The sequence below is a fragment of the Actinomycetota bacterium genome (genome assembly GCA_035640355.1).
In the GTDB taxonomy this organism is placed as follows: Bacteria; Actinomycetota; UBA4738; order UBA4738; family HRBIN12; genus CALGFI01.
On sequence record DASQWI010000008.1, the window covers coordinates 1 to 15,714 of the forward strand.

Annotated in this window: 14 protein-coding genes; 9 read left to right on the top strand and 5 right to left on the bottom strand. The window is 67.2% G+C overall.

Annotated features, from left to right (window positions below):
- The 4 genes from VFA08_04175 to VFA08_04190 form a co-directional block, all read right to left on the bottom strand.
- A partial coding sequence (locus VFA08_04175) for a decaprenyl-phosphate phosphoribosyltransferase (GenBank protein HYZ12785.1) occupies positions 1–661 on the bottom strand: 661 nt, incomplete at its 3' end.
- A 43-nt stretch (positions 662–704) separates the two neighbouring features.
- On the bottom strand, positions 705–2,003 hold the full coding sequence (locus VFA08_04180; GenBank protein HYZ12786.1) for a hypothetical protein: 1,299 nt from the start codon (positions 2,001–2,003) through the stop codon (positions 705–707).
- Positions 2,000–3,565, bottom strand: a complete 1,566-nt coding sequence (locus tag VFA08_04185) for a glycosyltransferase family 87 protein (protein ID HYZ12787.1) — start codon at positions 3,563–3,565, stop codon at positions 2,000–2,002. The genes VFA08_04180 and VFA08_04185 overlap by 4 nt, the downstream gene beginning before the upstream one ends.
- Positions 3,562–4,683 carry a glycosyltransferase gene (locus tag VFA08_04190; protein HYZ12788.1) on the bottom strand — a complete coding sequence of 374 codons (1,122 nt, stop codon included), beginning with the start codon at positions 4,681–4,683 and terminating at the stop codon, positions 3,562–3,564. Before VFA08_04190 ends, VFA08_04185 begins: the two co-directional genes overlap by 4 nt.
- A gap of 56 nt (positions 4,684–4,739) precedes the next feature.
- On the opposite strand from VFA08_04190, the gene VFA08_04195 reads away from it, so the two are divergent.
- The 6 genes from VFA08_04195 to VFA08_04220 are packed head-to-tail and all read left to right on the top strand — an operon-like array spanning position 4,740 to position 11,408.
- Positions 4,740–6,227, top strand: coding sequence for a methyltransferase domain-containing protein (locus VFA08_04195; protein HYZ12789.1), 1,488 nt, complete (start codon positions 4,740–4,742; stop codon positions 6,225–6,227).
- On the top strand, positions 6,224–7,183 hold the full coding sequence (locus VFA08_04200) for a glycosyltransferase (protein ID HYZ12790.1): 960 nt from the start codon (positions 6,224–6,226) through the stop codon (positions 7,181–7,183). Before VFA08_04195 ends, VFA08_04200 begins: the two co-directional genes overlap by 4 nt.
- A complete protein-coding gene (locus VFA08_04205) occupies positions 7,132–8,112 on the top strand; it encodes a polysaccharide deacetylase family protein (GenBank protein HYZ12791.1) in 981 nt (326 codons plus the stop codon). Before VFA08_04200 ends, VFA08_04205 begins: the two co-directional genes overlap by 52 nt.
- Positions 8,109–9,053 carry a glycosyltransferase gene (locus VFA08_04210; GenBank protein ID HYZ12792.1) on the top strand — a complete coding sequence of 315 codons (945 nt, stop codon included), beginning with the start codon at positions 8,109–8,111 and terminating at the stop codon, positions 9,051–9,053. The genes VFA08_04205 and VFA08_04210 overlap by 4 nt, the downstream gene beginning before the upstream one ends.
- Positions 9,050–10,507, top strand: coding sequence for a hypothetical protein (locus VFA08_04215; protein HYZ12793.1), 1,458 nt, complete (start codon positions 9,050–9,052; stop codon positions 10,505–10,507). Before VFA08_04210 ends, VFA08_04215 begins: the two co-directional genes overlap by 4 nt.
- Positions 10,500–11,408, top strand: coding sequence for a glycosyltransferase (locus VFA08_04220; GenBank protein ID HYZ12794.1), 909 nt, complete (start codon positions 10,500–10,502; stop codon positions 11,406–11,408). Before VFA08_04215 ends, VFA08_04220 begins: the two co-directional genes overlap by 8 nt.
- 22 nt (positions 11,409–11,430) lie before the next feature.
- Here VFA08_04220 and VFA08_04225 read toward each other — a convergent pair whose 3' ends face one another.
- Positions 11,431–12,390 carry a glycosyltransferase family 2 protein gene (locus VFA08_04225; GenBank protein ID HYZ12795.1) on the bottom strand — a complete coding sequence of 320 codons (960 nt, stop codon included), beginning with the start codon at positions 12,388–12,390 and terminating at the stop codon, positions 11,431–11,433.
- Positions 12,391–12,408: 18 nt separating this feature from the next.
- On the opposite strand from VFA08_04225, the gene VFA08_04230 reads away from it, so the two are divergent.
- The 3 genes from VFA08_04230 to VFA08_04240 all read left to right on the top strand — a co-directional run bounded on the left by VFA08_04230 (position 12,409) and on the right by VFA08_04240 (position 15,690).
- Positions 12,409–13,416, top strand: a complete 1,008-nt coding sequence (locus tag VFA08_04230) for a sulfotransferase (protein ID HYZ12796.1) — start codon at positions 12,409–12,411, stop codon at positions 13,414–13,416.
- Complete coding sequence (locus VFA08_04235) at positions 13,413–14,375, top strand: glycosyltransferase (protein HYZ12797.1); 963 nt, start codon at positions 13,413–13,415, stop codon at positions 14,373–14,375. Before VFA08_04230 ends, VFA08_04235 begins: the two co-directional genes overlap by 4 nt.
- A gap of 79 nt (positions 14,376–14,454) precedes the next feature.
- On the top strand, positions 14,455–15,690 hold the full coding sequence (locus tag VFA08_04240) for a glycosyltransferase family 4 protein (GenBank protein HYZ12798.1): 1,236 nt from the start codon (positions 14,455–14,457) through the stop codon (positions 15,688–15,690).
- The last annotated feature ends 24 nt before the right edge of the window (positions 15,691–15,714 follow it).

A 15,714-nucleotide genomic window follows, 5' to 3' on the forward strand; every position in this document is an offset into this window, starting at 1 on the left:
CGAGCTGAACGAATTCAGCGTGGCGCTTGCCCGCAGCGAGGAACAGCGAACCGAACCCCGCGACCATCAGGAACCACATCGAGAGCGGCACATCGGTCGCGACGCCGCCGGCCACCGCGCGCAACAGGAACCCTCCCGCGACTCCGGCCAAATCGAGCAACGCGATGTTCCGCAGGACGAACGTGTACGCGAAGAAGAGGCCCACGTATCCGGCGAGGACGCCGACGAGTGCGGCGCCTGCCCCGATGGCGCCGACGGCCATCCCCGCGACAACGAGGAGGGCGCCGACGGCGATGGCGAGCCCACGGGAGATCGCGCCCGCGGCGATCGGCCGAAGTCGTTTCGTCGGATGCTGGAGATCCGACGCGACGTCGACCACGTCGTTCAGGAAGTACACGCCGCTCGCGACGAGACAGAACGCAACGAATGCGGCGACGGCCGCCCGGAGCGGTTCAGGCTCGAGGAGTACGCCACCCGTGGCCGGCGCACCGAACACCAGCACGTTCTTCGCCCACTGGCGCGGACGTGCCGTCGTGACGACGGCTCTGGCGAGACCGATCTTCCGGGGTACGCCGAGGGGTCGGACCGTCGGCGCCCCGACGGCGTTCGAATGTTCCTCCATCGGGATGTTCAGGTCGGCTCGCGTGTCCGGCGTATCCATCGGTGCCGCGAGGATACGGAGCGCCTCGCCCTGCGTACAACGGTCATATGGCTGTGGTCGCCCGCGAGCGGACGAGGTTCCACACCGCCCGGAGCCGGGGGACCGAGGCGCCGAGCAGGGCGATCATCAGCCCGACGAAGGCCCAGGTCACCACCTCGTCGCCCAGCCTGAGTGGCTCCGACAGGGCTCCAATCCACAGGAGCACCAGCAAGGCCACGATCGAAACGGCGGCCAACCGGCCCCTGGGGGCGCCGCGTTCCTCTGTAGCCCACTCGAAGAGCTGCGGCAGCGTGAGCAGCGTGAAGACGAGTCGGTAGTCGAAGTTGTTTCCGACCGCGAACGTTCCCAGGAAGATGAGGGCGCCGACGAAGAACGCCAGTCGGGTCGCGGTGTCCGCCGCCTCGTCCTCGAGCGGCAGCCGCCGACGACCGAGGAACCAGATCAGTGCTCCGATCGCGAGCGCGGGCCCGATGACCAGCACCTGCTTGGAAACGAGTCCTCCCTCCCATCGATCCGGAACGACGAGGTGGTAGATGGCGACGGGGAGGATCCGCGCGCCGAACGCGTAGTGCTGTCCCTGCGGGGCGACCCGAGCGACGGCCTCGATATCGCTCAAGCTGATCAGCGCGTATGCGGCGAACACCGCGACGCACACGCTCGCGACGATGGCAGGGACGCGTCGGCGGACGAACAGGTACGCGGGCAGCCCGAAGACCGGATAGATCTTGGCGGTCGCCCCGATCAGCACGACGATCGGACTAACCGCCTGCGCCCACGGGCGGGCGGTTCGCCAGAGCAGCACTGCCGCGACCATGAGCGTAAACACGACGATGTCGAGGTTCGCGCGCTCGATCGCGAACATGACGGCCGGCGAGCACACTGCTACGGCCAGCAGCGCGCCGCGCCCCAACGTGATCCTGCCCATCAGCAAGAACACCGCGACGAAGAACAGCGCGATGAACACGAGGGCCAGGGCGACGGTGTGCGACTGGTTCAGCCCCAAGAACCGCAGGACGAGCCAGACGCGTGGGTAGTTGAGCGGCCTGCCCCAGGGGTCGCACGGGCTCTCGACGAGGGGGTCGTAGCCGAGGCGGCGGCATTCGAGCGCAGCGGTGAGGTTGCGAGTGTCGAAGAAGAGTGAGGGACCCGACGGGACTCCGAGCGCCGGCCAGACGTCGACGCCGAACAGCCGCGGGATCGTGACAACGAGGAAGTAGAGCGCCAAGACGCCGGCGACGAGGATCCGGCCGTCCAGGTCGGGCCTGAACGTGAGGATGCGGTATACCGATCGCTCGATCGCCCCGAGCCACCCGCCCGCGCGCACCTCCTCCCGAACGGTCACGTCGCGGTGTCCGCGTTCGGCTCGTACAGGTGATACCCCTGCATCCTCCCGACGTACGTGTAGGCGCGCGACATCGCGCGTGCGACGTCGATACCGAAATGCTGCTCCGTCCACCACGATCTCTCGACCGGCTCGAGCGGCTCGACGAGGACGATGAGGTCGAACTCGCGGGCATCGATGCGCTCGACAAGATCTGGGATCGCATCGGGGTGCTCGTCCGCGAGCCGCGGAAGCATGAACGCGTCGAGCACGACCGGCACCTGTCCCAGTGAGACGGGGACGTATGGGTCGTCGGAGAGCACGGAGCGGGGAGGTGGCTCGAGGCCCGCGAGCGGCTCGGGGTCGAACGACACCTGCCCTTGGAGCGTCGTTTCGACGTCCGGGCCGAACGTCACGGCGAGGCCGCTCAGCGTGACCCAGAGCAGAACGAGGACGATGACGGTCTGGAGGATGCGCGCGGTCCCTGCCTCGATCGCGGCGTGCTCGTCCCACAGGCGTCCGACGAACTCACCGATCACGATGGCGATCAACACGACGATGTCGATCAGCTGGTTGAAGCCCGTCCCCACGTCGGTGAGCACGACCAGGACAACGCCCAGGGCACAGAGCAGGCTGACCAGCCAGATCGAGGCGGCTCGGAATCTCATGGACGTCCACGCTGCGAGGCCGACGAGTGGGATCACCGCCCACGCCGTCGTCATCTGGTCGACCATGAGATGGACGAACCGGTAGGGGGTCAACAGGATCGAGCGAAGTCCGGTGACGCCGGAGGTCGAAAGACCGAAGACGTTCTCCAGGATGCGTCCGTCGGTGATCACGGTGAACAGCGCGAGGAGCGCTCCGGCCGTGGCGACGAATGCCACGGCGAACATAGGGGTCCGCTTGCGGTCGCGGGCGAAGAGCCAGATGACGATCGCGACCGGCGCCCACACGGCGCTGAGCTTCGACATGAACGCGACACCGGCGAGAGCGCCCGCGGCGATCGTCGGACCTCGTCGAGCGGTGTCTGCGACGATCCCCACGGCGATCACCTGAAGCAGGAGCGGAAGCACGTCGGCGCGAGCGTTCATCGAGCCGGACAATCCGGTAGCAGTGGTCAGCACCAGCGCCGGCAGGGCGACGGCGAGCGCGAACGGGCACCGCAGACGCCGCAGCAGAACGAACATCGTCGCGACGAGCGCCGCCGTGAACGCGTAGCTGACGAGCTTGCCCGAGACGACATAGTCATCGGTGAGCCGAGCGACCAGACCGTGCACGACGATGGGGATGGGCATGAACCTCGTTCCGCCGTACAGGCGGCCGTCGTACAGCTCTGGATAGAGCGTCCCGTCGTTGAAGCGCTGAGCGAGCGCGATGCGGGCGCCCGACACGTGGTCGAGCTGATATCGGTCGTCGACGTGCATCACCGACAGGAAGAGCCAGGCGAGGAAGACGAGGCCCGCACTGGCGATCAGCGACCACGAGAGCCACCGTGGCGTCCATCGATCGCTCGACGCCGTCTCGCTTTGAGGCTCTCGGAGGCGCTCCGCACCGGTGGGCTCGTCCAGCGCCGGCCGACTCACGGACTCACTCGCTCACGCGATCCACGAGCTCGCTCGTAGGCGGCCTCGTATCGCTCGGCCACCGGATCCCAGTCGTATCGCTTCGATAGCTGAAGCGCCGCTCGGCCACGCTCCGAGAGCTCTTCCCTGTGGATGCCGCGAAGAACGCGTCCGACATCGCCCTCGTTCACGACCCAGCCGGCGCCGGCGTCGGCGACGCCGACCGTTCGCTCGACGGCCGAGCTGACCACGGCGGGGCGCGCGAGCGCGAGCGCCTCGAGGAGGACCATCGGCATGCCCTCCCATCGGGACGTCAAAGCAAACACATCAGCTCCGTAGACGGTCTGCTGAAGGTGGCGGCCATGGCGTTCCCCGACGAAGTGCACGCGGTCGCCGAGGTTCAGCTCGGCAACGATCCGCTCCAGGAGTTCGACGTCGCGAAACGGCGGACCGACCAGTGCAAGGTGCCAATCCGGGGCATCGGCGATCCCTCGGACGAGCACGTCGAGTCCCTTTCGATGGACGTCGAGGCGACCGACGAACACGGCGAGAGGCGCATCGCCCGGCAGGGCGAGCTCTCGGCGGAACGCATCGGCGTCGAGGTCGTCCGGAGACGGCTCGACCCCGTTCGGGATCACTTCCGCCGGCGCGGTCGCGCCGAATCGGCGGAGGTCGTAGAGCTCCGCATCGGTGAGTGCGACGAGCAGTGCGGCCCGCTCGAGCATCCGCCGTTCAAATACCGTGCGGTAGGCAAGCTTGGCCCAACGGCTCCGCCGGAGGGAAACCGGGTCGTAACCACTGTGCGGAGTGAACGCGTACGGGCGCCGGAGAGAGCGCGCGATTGCCGTGTTCGACGGATTGAACGCACCGTGGAGGTGTATGACGTCGACCGCTCGTATCTCGGCGAGCGCTCCCGCTGCTCGACCCGGGATCCACGATCCCGGTAGAGGTACCTCGACCACGCCGCCCGTCTCCAACACACGACGCTGCACCGCGTAGCGGTCTGAGGGCCAATCGGACCACCGCCAGACCTCGACCTCGTGGCCCCGTCGCGCCAATGCGGCGGACAGGTGAACGATGACCGTCAGGACGCCGGACCAGGGCTGCTCGCCCCGCGGCGCAACCTGGGCGATGCGCACGCCGATACGGTAACCGCTGTCGAGGTGCGCTATCGGCGCGTGGAGGGCCGCGAGGCATGAAGCGTCTACAGGTGGCAACCGTCGTGTTGCCGGCATACGGCGTTCACGAGGCGATCGGGGCTGTCGTCCGCGATCTCGCCGTAGCGGCGTATGCCCTGCGCACGCGAGAGATCGACCTCGAGGTTCTGCTCGTCGACGGGGGCTGGCATGGCGAGGCCGCCAAGCAGGTGGCGAGCGAGCTCGGCTTGCCGTTGACGGTCGTCGACGGGCCGGCATCCGGATCCGGCGAGGCGTATCTCGAGGGCTTCCGGCGCGTCGTCGAAGCGGGAACGGCCGATCTCGTCGTGACGCTCGATGCGAACGGACGCCACGATCCGACCGAGATCCCCAATCTCATCGATCACCTGATCGACCGTGACTGCCACGTCGTCATCGGCTCGCGGTGGACGCACGGGAGCGGCACGCCCGGCCTCAGCCCATCACGGTGGCTCCTGGGGAGGCTGGCGAACCTCGCGTTCCGGTGGGTGACGGCGAGCCCCCGGATCGGTGATGCGACGACGAGCTTCCGCGTCGCGCGGGTCGAGCTCCTTCGCGAATTCGACCTCGCGACGACGCCGGTCGACCCGTACAGCGTGCACACTGCCTTCGTCGCGAAGGCGATCGCTCGCGGCTACCGTGTCGAAGAGGCTCCGATCATCTACCGCTCCCCGGTGGCCGGCGGCGGTGGGCTGTCGGTCGGTGACATCGGCGAGTTCGGCGCACACCTCGTCGCGCTGCGCCGAGAGATGCAAGGCATCCGGGAGCGGCGTCTGTCGCCCGCCGGACGAGCGTTCGCCGTCGACCACTTCGGAGCCGACGACGACATCGAGTGCCTCGCGGCAAGCAGGTATTTCTTCGACTGGGTCCTCGAATCATTCGAGCGGTACCTGCACGGGCGCGTTCTCGAGGTGGGGGCGGGAACCGGGACGATCACCCGCAAGCTGGTCGAGCGCTTCCCGGACGTGTCGGTCGTCGCGCTGGAACCGGCGCGCAACATGTTCGCCGGCCTCGAGGCGTACGCCGCGCACACCGACCGCGTGGTCGCGAGGCGGGAGACCCTCGCCGACTACCCTCGTTCCGACGACGCGTTCGACGCCGTGCTCTACGTGAACGTCCTGGAGCACATCGCCGATGACGAGCGCGAGATTCGGTTGGCGGCCGAGGCGTTGCGTCCCGGCGGCGCGCTTCTCGTTTTCGGGCCTGCCCTCGAGGCCCTCTACGGCGACCTCGACCACAAGGCCGGTCACTATCGTCGGTACACTCGGCGTCGCCTTCGGCAGATCGTCGAAGCGGCGGGTCTGCGCGTCACACTCCTGCGGTACTTCGACGTGCTCGGCGTGATGCCGTATCTGATCGTTTACCGGTGGCTCCACCATTCGACGATCTCGAGCTCGACGATCTGGGGGTACGACCGGGTGATCGTGCCTCTCAGCCGAGTACTCCAGCGTATCTTGGGTGATCCACCGGTCGGGAAGAACGTCATCCTCGTCGCGCACAAGCCATGACCGACGTCTCGGTGGTCATCCCGACTCGCGACCGCCGCGATCTCTTGCGTCTCGCGGTTGTCAGCGTGCTCAGCCAGCAAGACGTCGATATCGAGATCATCGTGGTGGACGACGCATCCACGGACGATGTCGCGGGCATGGTGTCTTCGCTCGCCGACCGCCGCGTGAGGGTCGTTCGGCAAACGCCATCTGGTGGCGTGAGCGCGGCACGGAATCGTGGGATCGCAGAGGCGAGAGGCGAGTGGGTTGCGTTCCTCGATGATGACGACCTGTGGGCGCCGCAGAAGCTTGCGTTCCAGCTCGAGGCTGCGACGAGATCGAGCCGAACGTGGGTGTACACGGGAGACGTGAACGTCGATGGCGACTTGCGCGTTCTCACCGCCTCCGCCCCTCCTACGCCGGAGCAGGTCATGGAGCGACTGCCCCGATACAACCCTGTGCCCAGCGGGGCCTCGAATGTTCTCGTTCGCGCCGATGCATTGGCCGAGGCGGGCCAGTTCGACCCCGGACTCCACCGGACCGAGGACTGGGACATGTGGATCAGGGTGGCGCGAACGGGGCCACCGGCGTTCGTCCCTCGGCCATTGGTCGCCTACCGGTTCCATACCGCTAACGTCGCGGCGGAGACGACGGCGATCATCGAGGAGGCCGACCGCCTCGCCGCGCGGCACGGCATCCCCGTCGATCGCGCCGCGATGCGGCGCCGAGCGGCCTGGATCTCCCTCCGCGCCAACGACCGCCACAGGGCGATCCGTCACTACGCACGGGCGGTTGCGATGGGAGATGTCCGGTCGGCGGCAAGAGCCGCGGTGGCGCTGGTGCATCCGGCAGTCGGCTCGAATCGCCTGTTCGCACTGTTACCGCAGTCGCCGGCGGATGACGAGCGGCGTCGCGAGGCGCAGGAATGGCTCGACGATCTGTCGCGCCTCGAGGCCGCAACGCCGTCGTCTCCGTGATCGGCACGCGTGGAGGCGCCGCCGTCAAGCGCCTGGTTCGAACGTTCCTTCGCGCCAGACCGATCGGCGACGCAGTTCGCGCCATTGCTGCGCTCGAAGGCCGGAGCCTGGTACTCGTGTACCACCGGGTGACGGCGGCGGAGCCGCCTGAGCACGAGGTCGTGCCCAGCGTTCCCCCAATGCTGTTCCGACGCCAGCTGGAAGCACTTGCCGACGTCGGCAACATCGTTCCCCTCGATGAGATCGTCCGTGATCTGGATCGCCACTCGAAACCGAGGTTCGCGATCACGCTCGACGACGACTTTGCGACGCACTTCGAGGACGCTTTGCCCGCGCTCATCGAACTTGGGGCGCCCGCGACGTTCTTCCTGTCGGGTCGTTCGCTCCATGGACTCGGCCCGTACTGGTTCGAACAACTGGAGCGGCTGGTGGCCAAACGAGGCATCGGAACGGTCGCTCGTCTCGTCGGCGTGGCGACAGATCGCATCGACGACGTGATCCGCGCGTGTGAGATCGACCCTGCGTTGCAGGAGCGCCTCGAGGCGGAGGCGCCGAACGCGCCACGGCATCTCGGCAGCCAGGAGATCCTGCGGCTGTCACGCGCCGGTATGGCGATCGGTTTCCATACGCTCAGCCACAAGGTGCTCGTAGGGCTCGATGACGAAGAGGTCGCGGCGGCGCTGAGGGCGGGACGGAAGGAGATCGAGGGCGTGATCGGCCGCCCGCTTGTGCACTTCGCCTATCCGCACGGCAAGGCCGACCGTAGGACCGCGAACAGTGCGAGGGAAGCCGGATACGAGGCGGCCTGGACAGGGCGCCCGCACGCGATACGTCGTGGCGACGATCGGTACCTGCTCGGTCGATGGGAACCCGGCGAGCTCGACGTCGACGATTTCCTCGTCGGCACGGCGATCAGGTTGAGCCGGTGAGCGATCCGGACGTGAGCGTGGTACTGCCGACTCGTGACCGGTATCGCTTCCTGAACCGCGCGGTCACCAGCGCTCTCGCGCAGACGGGCGTCCAACTCGAAGTGCTCGTCGTCGACGACGCGTCAACGGACGCGACGAACGAGATGATGTCGCAGCTCGCCGACCCGCGAGTGCGTTACGTGAGGAAGACCGTATCGGAGGGCGTCAGCGCGGCTCGCAACACCGGGATCTCCGAAGCGAAGGGCCGATGGATCGCGTTCCTCGACGATGACGACGTCTGGTCGCCTGACAAGTTGGCTCGACAGGTCAGCGTGATGGACGCCAACGGCACGGCGTGGTCGTTTGGGGGTGACGTGGCGGTCGATAGCGAGCTGAACATCCTCGGGGGTGGGCCGCCCCCGTCGTCCGATGAGGTGGTTCGCCTCGTGGAGCGACACAACTCGGTGCCGGCCGGGGCGTCGAACGTCGTCGTCTCCGCCGAGGCCCTGGCCGCTGCGGGTCCGTTCGATATCGGGCTGACCAACAGCGAGGACTGGGACATGTGGATCCGGCTGGCCCGCGCCGGACCTCCCGACTCGGTGAGTCGTCCGCTCGTGGCGATCACGTATCACGACGGCAACGCCTCTCGAAACATGGATTCGATGCTGCGGCAGCTCGACCTTGTGGCCAAGCGCTACGGGATCCGGATCGATCGAGCGCGACACCTCCGATGGGCCGCTTGGCACGCGCTCCTGGAAGGGCGCCGAGCCGACGCCGCGCGGTACTACGCTCGCGCCGCTGCCGCCGGCGACATCGCTTCGCTGGGACGGATCGCCGTTGCAATCGTCGACCCCGGTTTCGCGACCCGGCGAAAGCAGCGAGGGAGCGCCGGCCACGACAGCTGGATCGCGCAGGCGCGAGAGTGGCTGGAGCCGCTCAAGGACGCCGTGAGGACATCGTGAGCGCCGAGGTGACGACGATCGAGCGCTCTGAACGCATTCGTTCGTCGCGCGTCGGGCTGGTCGTCCTCCTCGTCATCGCCACCCTGTTCGTTGCCGTCTCGCTCCCGGTCGTCGTGCGTGGCGCGCCGCTCGCCGACGACTTCGTGAACTGCCTGGAGCCGCAGCGCATCGGTCTTTCGTCGGCACTCGGTGATTCGCTCGACCGCCTCGGAGTCTTACGGAAGGCGCACCTGATCGAGATCGCGGTCACTACTGGCGTTTGCCAGAACCTTCCGTTCGGATTCGCGATCGCAGTACCCCTCGTGCTCACGCTCGCGGTCGCCGTACTCCTCAGGGGACTTCTTCGCGACATCGGCGTACCAGGACCGTGGCCGGAGCTCGCCGGCGCGCTCTGGTTGCTGCAGCCGGTCGGGATGGAGGCCGCGCTGTGGCCGGCGGCCATGCATGTCCCACTGGGGCTCGCTCTTGCGCTCGCCGCGCTCCGATTGCACCGCAACGGCAGCCACGTCTGGGGTTCGCTCGCCGTCGTCGGTGCCTGCCTTTCGGTCGAGCAGGTGATCCTGGCGCTCCCGGTGGCGGTGTGGCTGACGGTACGGCCGGAACGGCGGCGTACCGCGCTCGTGTCGACGTTGGCCGTTATCGTCGTGCTGATCGTCCTGGTCGTCGCCTGGCCGGGCGATGACCCGCGGTTGCAGGCCTCGCTCGCGGAGCGCGTGTCCAGCGCCGTTGGCGATCCCGCGTTCTTCCCGCGATTCGTTGCTGTCGGCCTCGGCGCGCAGTCCATCCCGCTCGCCATCCTGTGGTCGTTTCCCGTGGGTATAGGCGTTCTGGTAGCCGGAGCGCTCCTTGGATGGCGCTTTGCGCCTGACGGCGTCACGCCCGGGCCCGCTCCGGCCGACCGGCGCGGCGTCGCGCGGACCTTTCTCGCAGGGTTCGTCCTCGTGGTCGCGATCAATGCACCGATCGTCTTCAACGTGCCGCAGCAAGGCTCTCCGCGGTTGTTCGCGCCGACGTGGCTCGTGATGTGCGGCGTCGTGGGGATGATCGCTCCGCTCGTCCACTTCCGAAGACCACGAGCGTGGGGAGCTCTGGCCGGGGTGTTTGCAACCGCCGCCATCTTGTCGTTGGGGTTGAGCGCATGGGTTCGCGTTCAAAGCGCGGGATTCACGGAATCGGCGTCGCGTCAGATCGCGGCAGAGATTTCCGACGACGCCGACATCGCCGTTTGCGGCGTTACGAGGACTGTGGTCGACCCCGCCCCGAGGGGCGCGTTCTTCGTCCACGAGTTCGTCTATGACTGGGCAGCTCGCGAGGCGCTGGAGTACTACACGGGCGAGCTCGCCGACTTCTCTCTCGCGGGGGAATTGTGGGCGATCCCTTGCCCCAGCATGGCCGACGTTGATCGCGTCTTCGCGTTCGACGATCTCGTGGCGACGTGGCGAGCCGGTGACTGAGCATTCGGTCGCAGCAGACGTCACCGTCGTCATCCCAACTGTGGGGAGGGAGCTGCTCGAGGGGTGCCTGGACTCGATCGCGGCGGGCACGGTGTGGCCGGGCGGGATCGTCGTCGTCGATCAGAGCCGAACCAACCTGATCGATCCATGGGTCGCACGCCTTCGTACGGCGGGTCTGTCCATCACGCACGTCCGCTCGGACGAGTCCGGCATCGCCGCGGCGACCAACCGCGGCTTCGAGTGCGTGCAGACACCTTTCGTCGCGACCACGCACGACGATTGCCGCGTTCGCGCCGACTGGCTGGAGACCATCTCCGCTCGCGTGCGCGGTGTCGGTGATGCGATCGTCACCGGCCGCGTCGAACCCGACGGCGACGGCGTGGTCCTGACGATCGTGACGTCGGCAGAGCCGACGACGTATTCGAGGCCGATGATCGACCGGGACGTCCTGTACCCGCCGAACATGGCGCTCCCCATCCGGCTGCTTGAACGGATCGGGTACATGGACGAACATCCGTCGCTCCGCTTGGCGGGCGAGGATAACGAGTGGGCATACCGGGCGCTCCGGTCCAGGATCCCGATCGTCTACGACCCAGACGCAGTGGTCTCGCACGTCGCGTGGCAGGGTCGCGATGAGTTGAAGGAGGTGTACCAACGGTACGCCAGGGGACAGGGCGCCTTCTACGGGAAGTACGTTCGCCGCGGTGATCCGTTCATCGTTACGCGGGCGATCCGTGACTTCGTTCGGGCGCCGTGGCTTGTGATGCGGGCGGCGTTGACGAGGAACCCGGAGCTGATGGCGATGGGCCTGGGCGAGCTGACCGGTCTTCCGGCTGGTCTCTTGGCTGGCCTGCGGAACCCGGGCCAGGGGACCGTCCGCTCATCCCAGCGCGCCGTGTGAGCAAAGCAAGCCCGGCGCGGTCTCACCTCGGACCGCCACCGTCCGCTCCAGTCGCGCTCGTCCGCAGAAGCTCGTCGACCCAGGCGCGCGCCTCCTCGGCCCACTCGGCGTGCGCCGCCGGCGTTGCTGTGGGCGGTCGGTCGAGATGCAGACGCCTTCTTATGATCGTCGCCGCGTCGCGCGAAACGCCCGGCGCCTGTCCGCGAACCGCCGCGATCGCCATGTGCTTGATCGCCTCGAGCCGCTGTCCATTACGGAGGGACACCTCCGCGATCCACCGGTGGAGGACGCCTCGGTCGACGTTCGTTTCGTGTCGCCGCTCGATCAGCGAGACGCCTTCGAAGATCGCCGTCACGTCGAGCGAGGCCATCCGTGCGTGCTCCCGCTTCCCGACGAGCGGTCGGGGGACCCACGCCGGCGGCCCTTGCTCGTTGAGCCGGATCCACATCTCCCAGTCCTCCGTGTTCTTCAACCGCACGTCGAATGGCCCGGCGCGCTGAAACGCGTCTCGCTGAACGATCACGTTCGAGCCTCCTCCGGGCACGACGTTGTAGTGACGGACCAGGCGAGCTACGGCGTCGGGCGGCAGTGGCGGCCTGCCGCCAATGAGGCGGGTGTGGTCGTCCACATGGACGACTCCGGCGTAGACCCATGTCCGGCCGGCCGCGTCGGCCGCGTCGAGCTGGCTGGCGAGCTTGTCCGGTGCCCACACGTCGTCGTCGTCGACGAAGCCGATCCATTCGCCCCGTGCCTCGGCTGCTCCGTGATTTCGACTGGCTGCCACGCCCTGTGAAGAGTCGTGACGGATGACCCGAACCCGCGGATCGGCCATCCGTGACAGCAGCTCCGGCGTGTCGTCCGTCGATCCGTCGTCGACGACGATTGTCTCCAGGTCCGAATGGTGCTGCCGGAGGACGCTTCGAATCGTCAGCTCGAGCCATGCGGTTCGGTTGTGGGTGGGGATCACGACCGAGACCTTCACGGCGCGATACCTTCTTGGATGACCGACCTTGACGGACTGGACGCCTCGTTGACCCTCGACATCGCGAACGCCGATCCGATCTTCATCCTTGGCATCATGCCAAGGAGCGGGACGAACTTCTTGCTGGATCTGCTGCGTCTACATCCGCGTTGTGCTCCCGCGCGTGAGCCGGTGAAGGAGGACTTCTTCGTCGAGCAGTCGGATCACCTGCTGGCGTACGCCCAAGATGTTCGGCAACGATGGGATCCGATGTGGGGATCGTTCGACGACGAGCTGATGCGACGGCTGTACGCGAGCCTCGGAGACGGCTTGCTCTCGTTTTTGTGGGTCGACCGCGATCGGCGGCTCGTTGCCAAGACGCCGAGCGTTCGGAACATCGATCGTTTCTTCACTTTCTTCCCCCGCGCGCGCTTGCTGGTTCTCGTGCGCGATGGACGCTCGGTCGTTCAGTCGTGCATGTCCACGTTGGGTTGGGACTTCGACCGTGCCGCGAAGGGTTGGGCCGCAGCGGCCGACGAGATCCGCCGGTTCCAACTGATCCGGCCATCCAGCCGCGAGCGCTTTCTCGTCGTCCGGTACGAGGACCTGCTCGACGACCTCAAAGGATCGCTTTCGGACATCCTTCGCTTCGTGGAGTTGGATGTAGAGGAGTTCGATTTCGACGCCGCCGCGAGCGTGCCCGTTCGTGGCTCCTCGGAGTACTTCGGTTCCGGACGCACCTCCGTGCATTGGGAGCCCGTCCCGAAGGGGCCGGAGTTCGATCCGAAGGAACGGTGGCGATCCTGGAGCCCTGACCAGCACGAGCGGTTCGAGTGGATCGCCGGCCGACAGTCGCGCTACCTCGGCTATCCGCCTTCATTCGACCCTGTCCGGGCGCCCAGTAGCGTTCTGCGGCAGCGTCTTCTCGACGCACGTTCGCGTTGCAAGACGACCGCTCGATCGGCGGCATATCACGCGAGGGTGAAGCTAGGTACGGCGACGCGGCCGCTGCGCGAACGCCTGGGTCTCGTCCGCACCGATCGATGAGTACACCGCAGGTGTCCGTGGTGATCCCCACGCATGATCGGCGCGATCTGCTCATGCTCACGCTTCGGACCGTCTTGTGGCAGGAAGACGTCGAGCTGGAGGTCATCGTCGTGGACGACGGCTCCACCGATGGAACGGACGAAGCGGTGGCCGCGATCGATGACCCTCGTGTCCGATCGCTTCGGCATGACACCCCGCTTGGTGTGAGCACCACGCGGAACCACGGGATCGACAACGCGCGTGGAACGTGGATCGCGTTCCTCGACGACGATGATTTGTGGGCTCCAACGAAGCTTCGGGCACAGCTCTCGAACGCCGCCGCGGCCCACGCGACGTGGTGCTACACGGGCGCGGTCAAGATCGATCGGCAGCAGCGGATGATGGGTGGGACGCCCCCGGAACCGCCCGCCGTTGTGTTGACGCGGCTACCCAGCGTGAACCTCGTACCCGGAGGGTGCTCGGGTGTCATCGCGACCCGCGCGTCGGTCCAGACGGCCGGCGGGTTCGACGCGCGCCTCGTCAATCTCGCGGATTGGGACCTGTGGGTCCGACTCGGCCAAACCAGCCAGCCTGCCTGCGTCGCCGATCCCCTCGTCGGGTACCGGATCCATCCGGCGCAGGCGTCGCTCGACATCGACCTGATCCTGAATGAGGCGGCATTGATGGACGGCCGGAAGGGCATCTCGATCGACCGGGGTCCGCTCCATCACTACCTTGCCCATCGTGCCCTCAACGCCGGCTGGCGCCGGAAAGCCCTGGCGCACTTCGCGCGAGCGGCGTTCCTGGGTGAGCTCGTACCCGTCAGCACGCACCTGTGGGCGATGGCGCGATACCGTCTCGCCGAGCGGCTGTCGCTCCCTCGTCGCCAGGATCGCCACGCGGCGTGGAGGGCCCAGGCGCACACGTGGTTACGGGCGCTCGAGGTGCCGGTCGACCGTCCGATGCCGACCGATCGCTAGCCAGTCGATGCAACGGCCTCGGCGGGGACCAATTGCGGACGCGACACGAGCCGAGAGATCGGGCGATAGGCGTCCCACCGTGGCGCTGGTCGCCGGCCCGGACCGCTTCGAGGACTTCTACGACAAGATCGGCGTCTCGATCGAGGACTTCCGGACGCGGCTGAAGAGCGGGTGGATCTGCAACTACGTCGACGCCTTGATGTCGGTCGGCGTTCGGATGGTTCTCGTTTTCCTGTCGTCCCGTGTGGCCGAACCGCGGCGATTCATCCACCGGGGGACCGGTGCGCCGGTGTGGGTCCTCAGGGATCCATATCGCCATCGATTGTTGTTGAAGGTGCGCGGGCGCTGGCCGAAATCACCCGTACCGCCCTCCGTAGTCTCTTACGCATCCACACCTGTCCGGGCCCTCATGCAGACGCTCGATCGCGAGCGGTGCGACGCGATCCTGTGCCAGGAATATGAGTCGAGCAGGTTTGACATCAGCGTTCTGACTCGACCCCTGCACGGCCGTCCGGTGTATGCGACGTATCAGGGGACGAACGCAACTGCCAGCCACATCGAGCAACCGATCCGTCGATACACCGTTCGACGCGCCGACGGCCTGATCGTCGCGGCTCGTTCCGAGCGCGAACGGGTCAAGGCGACATACGACGTTCCTGACGAGCAGATCGCCGCCATCCCCAATCCAATAGACGTTGCGGCTTGGAAACCGATCGAACGGAGTACCGCACGCGAGCGCCTGGGGATCGCCGAGAACGCCGCGGTCGTCGAGTGGCACGGACACGCGCAGGTGTGGAGGAAGGGTCTCGACGTGCTCCTGGATGCGTGGCAGATCGTCTGCGCCGAACGTCCGCATCGCGAACTCCTCTTGCTCCTGGTGGGACGGGGACGGAACACCGCTGAACTCAGGCGGCGCGTGGAGGGCAACTTACGCGTCCGGTGGATCGACCGGTTCGTCCACGATCGCGAGGAGCTCAAGACGTACTTATGCGCCGCGGATGTCTACACGCTCCCGTCGCGGCACGAGGGCTTTGCGATTGCTCCACTCGAGGCCATGGCGTGTGGGTTGCCGGTCGTCGCCGCGGACACGTCAGGGGTAGCAGACCTGTTACCCGATGGCGACGCGTCCGGAGGTGTCGTCGTCCCGCGCGAGGATGCGACCGCTCTGGCGTCGGCGCTCGGACGCCTCCTCGACGATCCAGCACGCGCGCGCAAGCTCGGGACGCGAGCAAGACGGCGGGTCAGGGAGGAGTTCTCGCTCGAAGTCGTCGGGCGACGGCTCAGCGACTTCGTGGTCGCCGGCGGCCGCACGTGATCCTGAGGACATTGAATACGTACA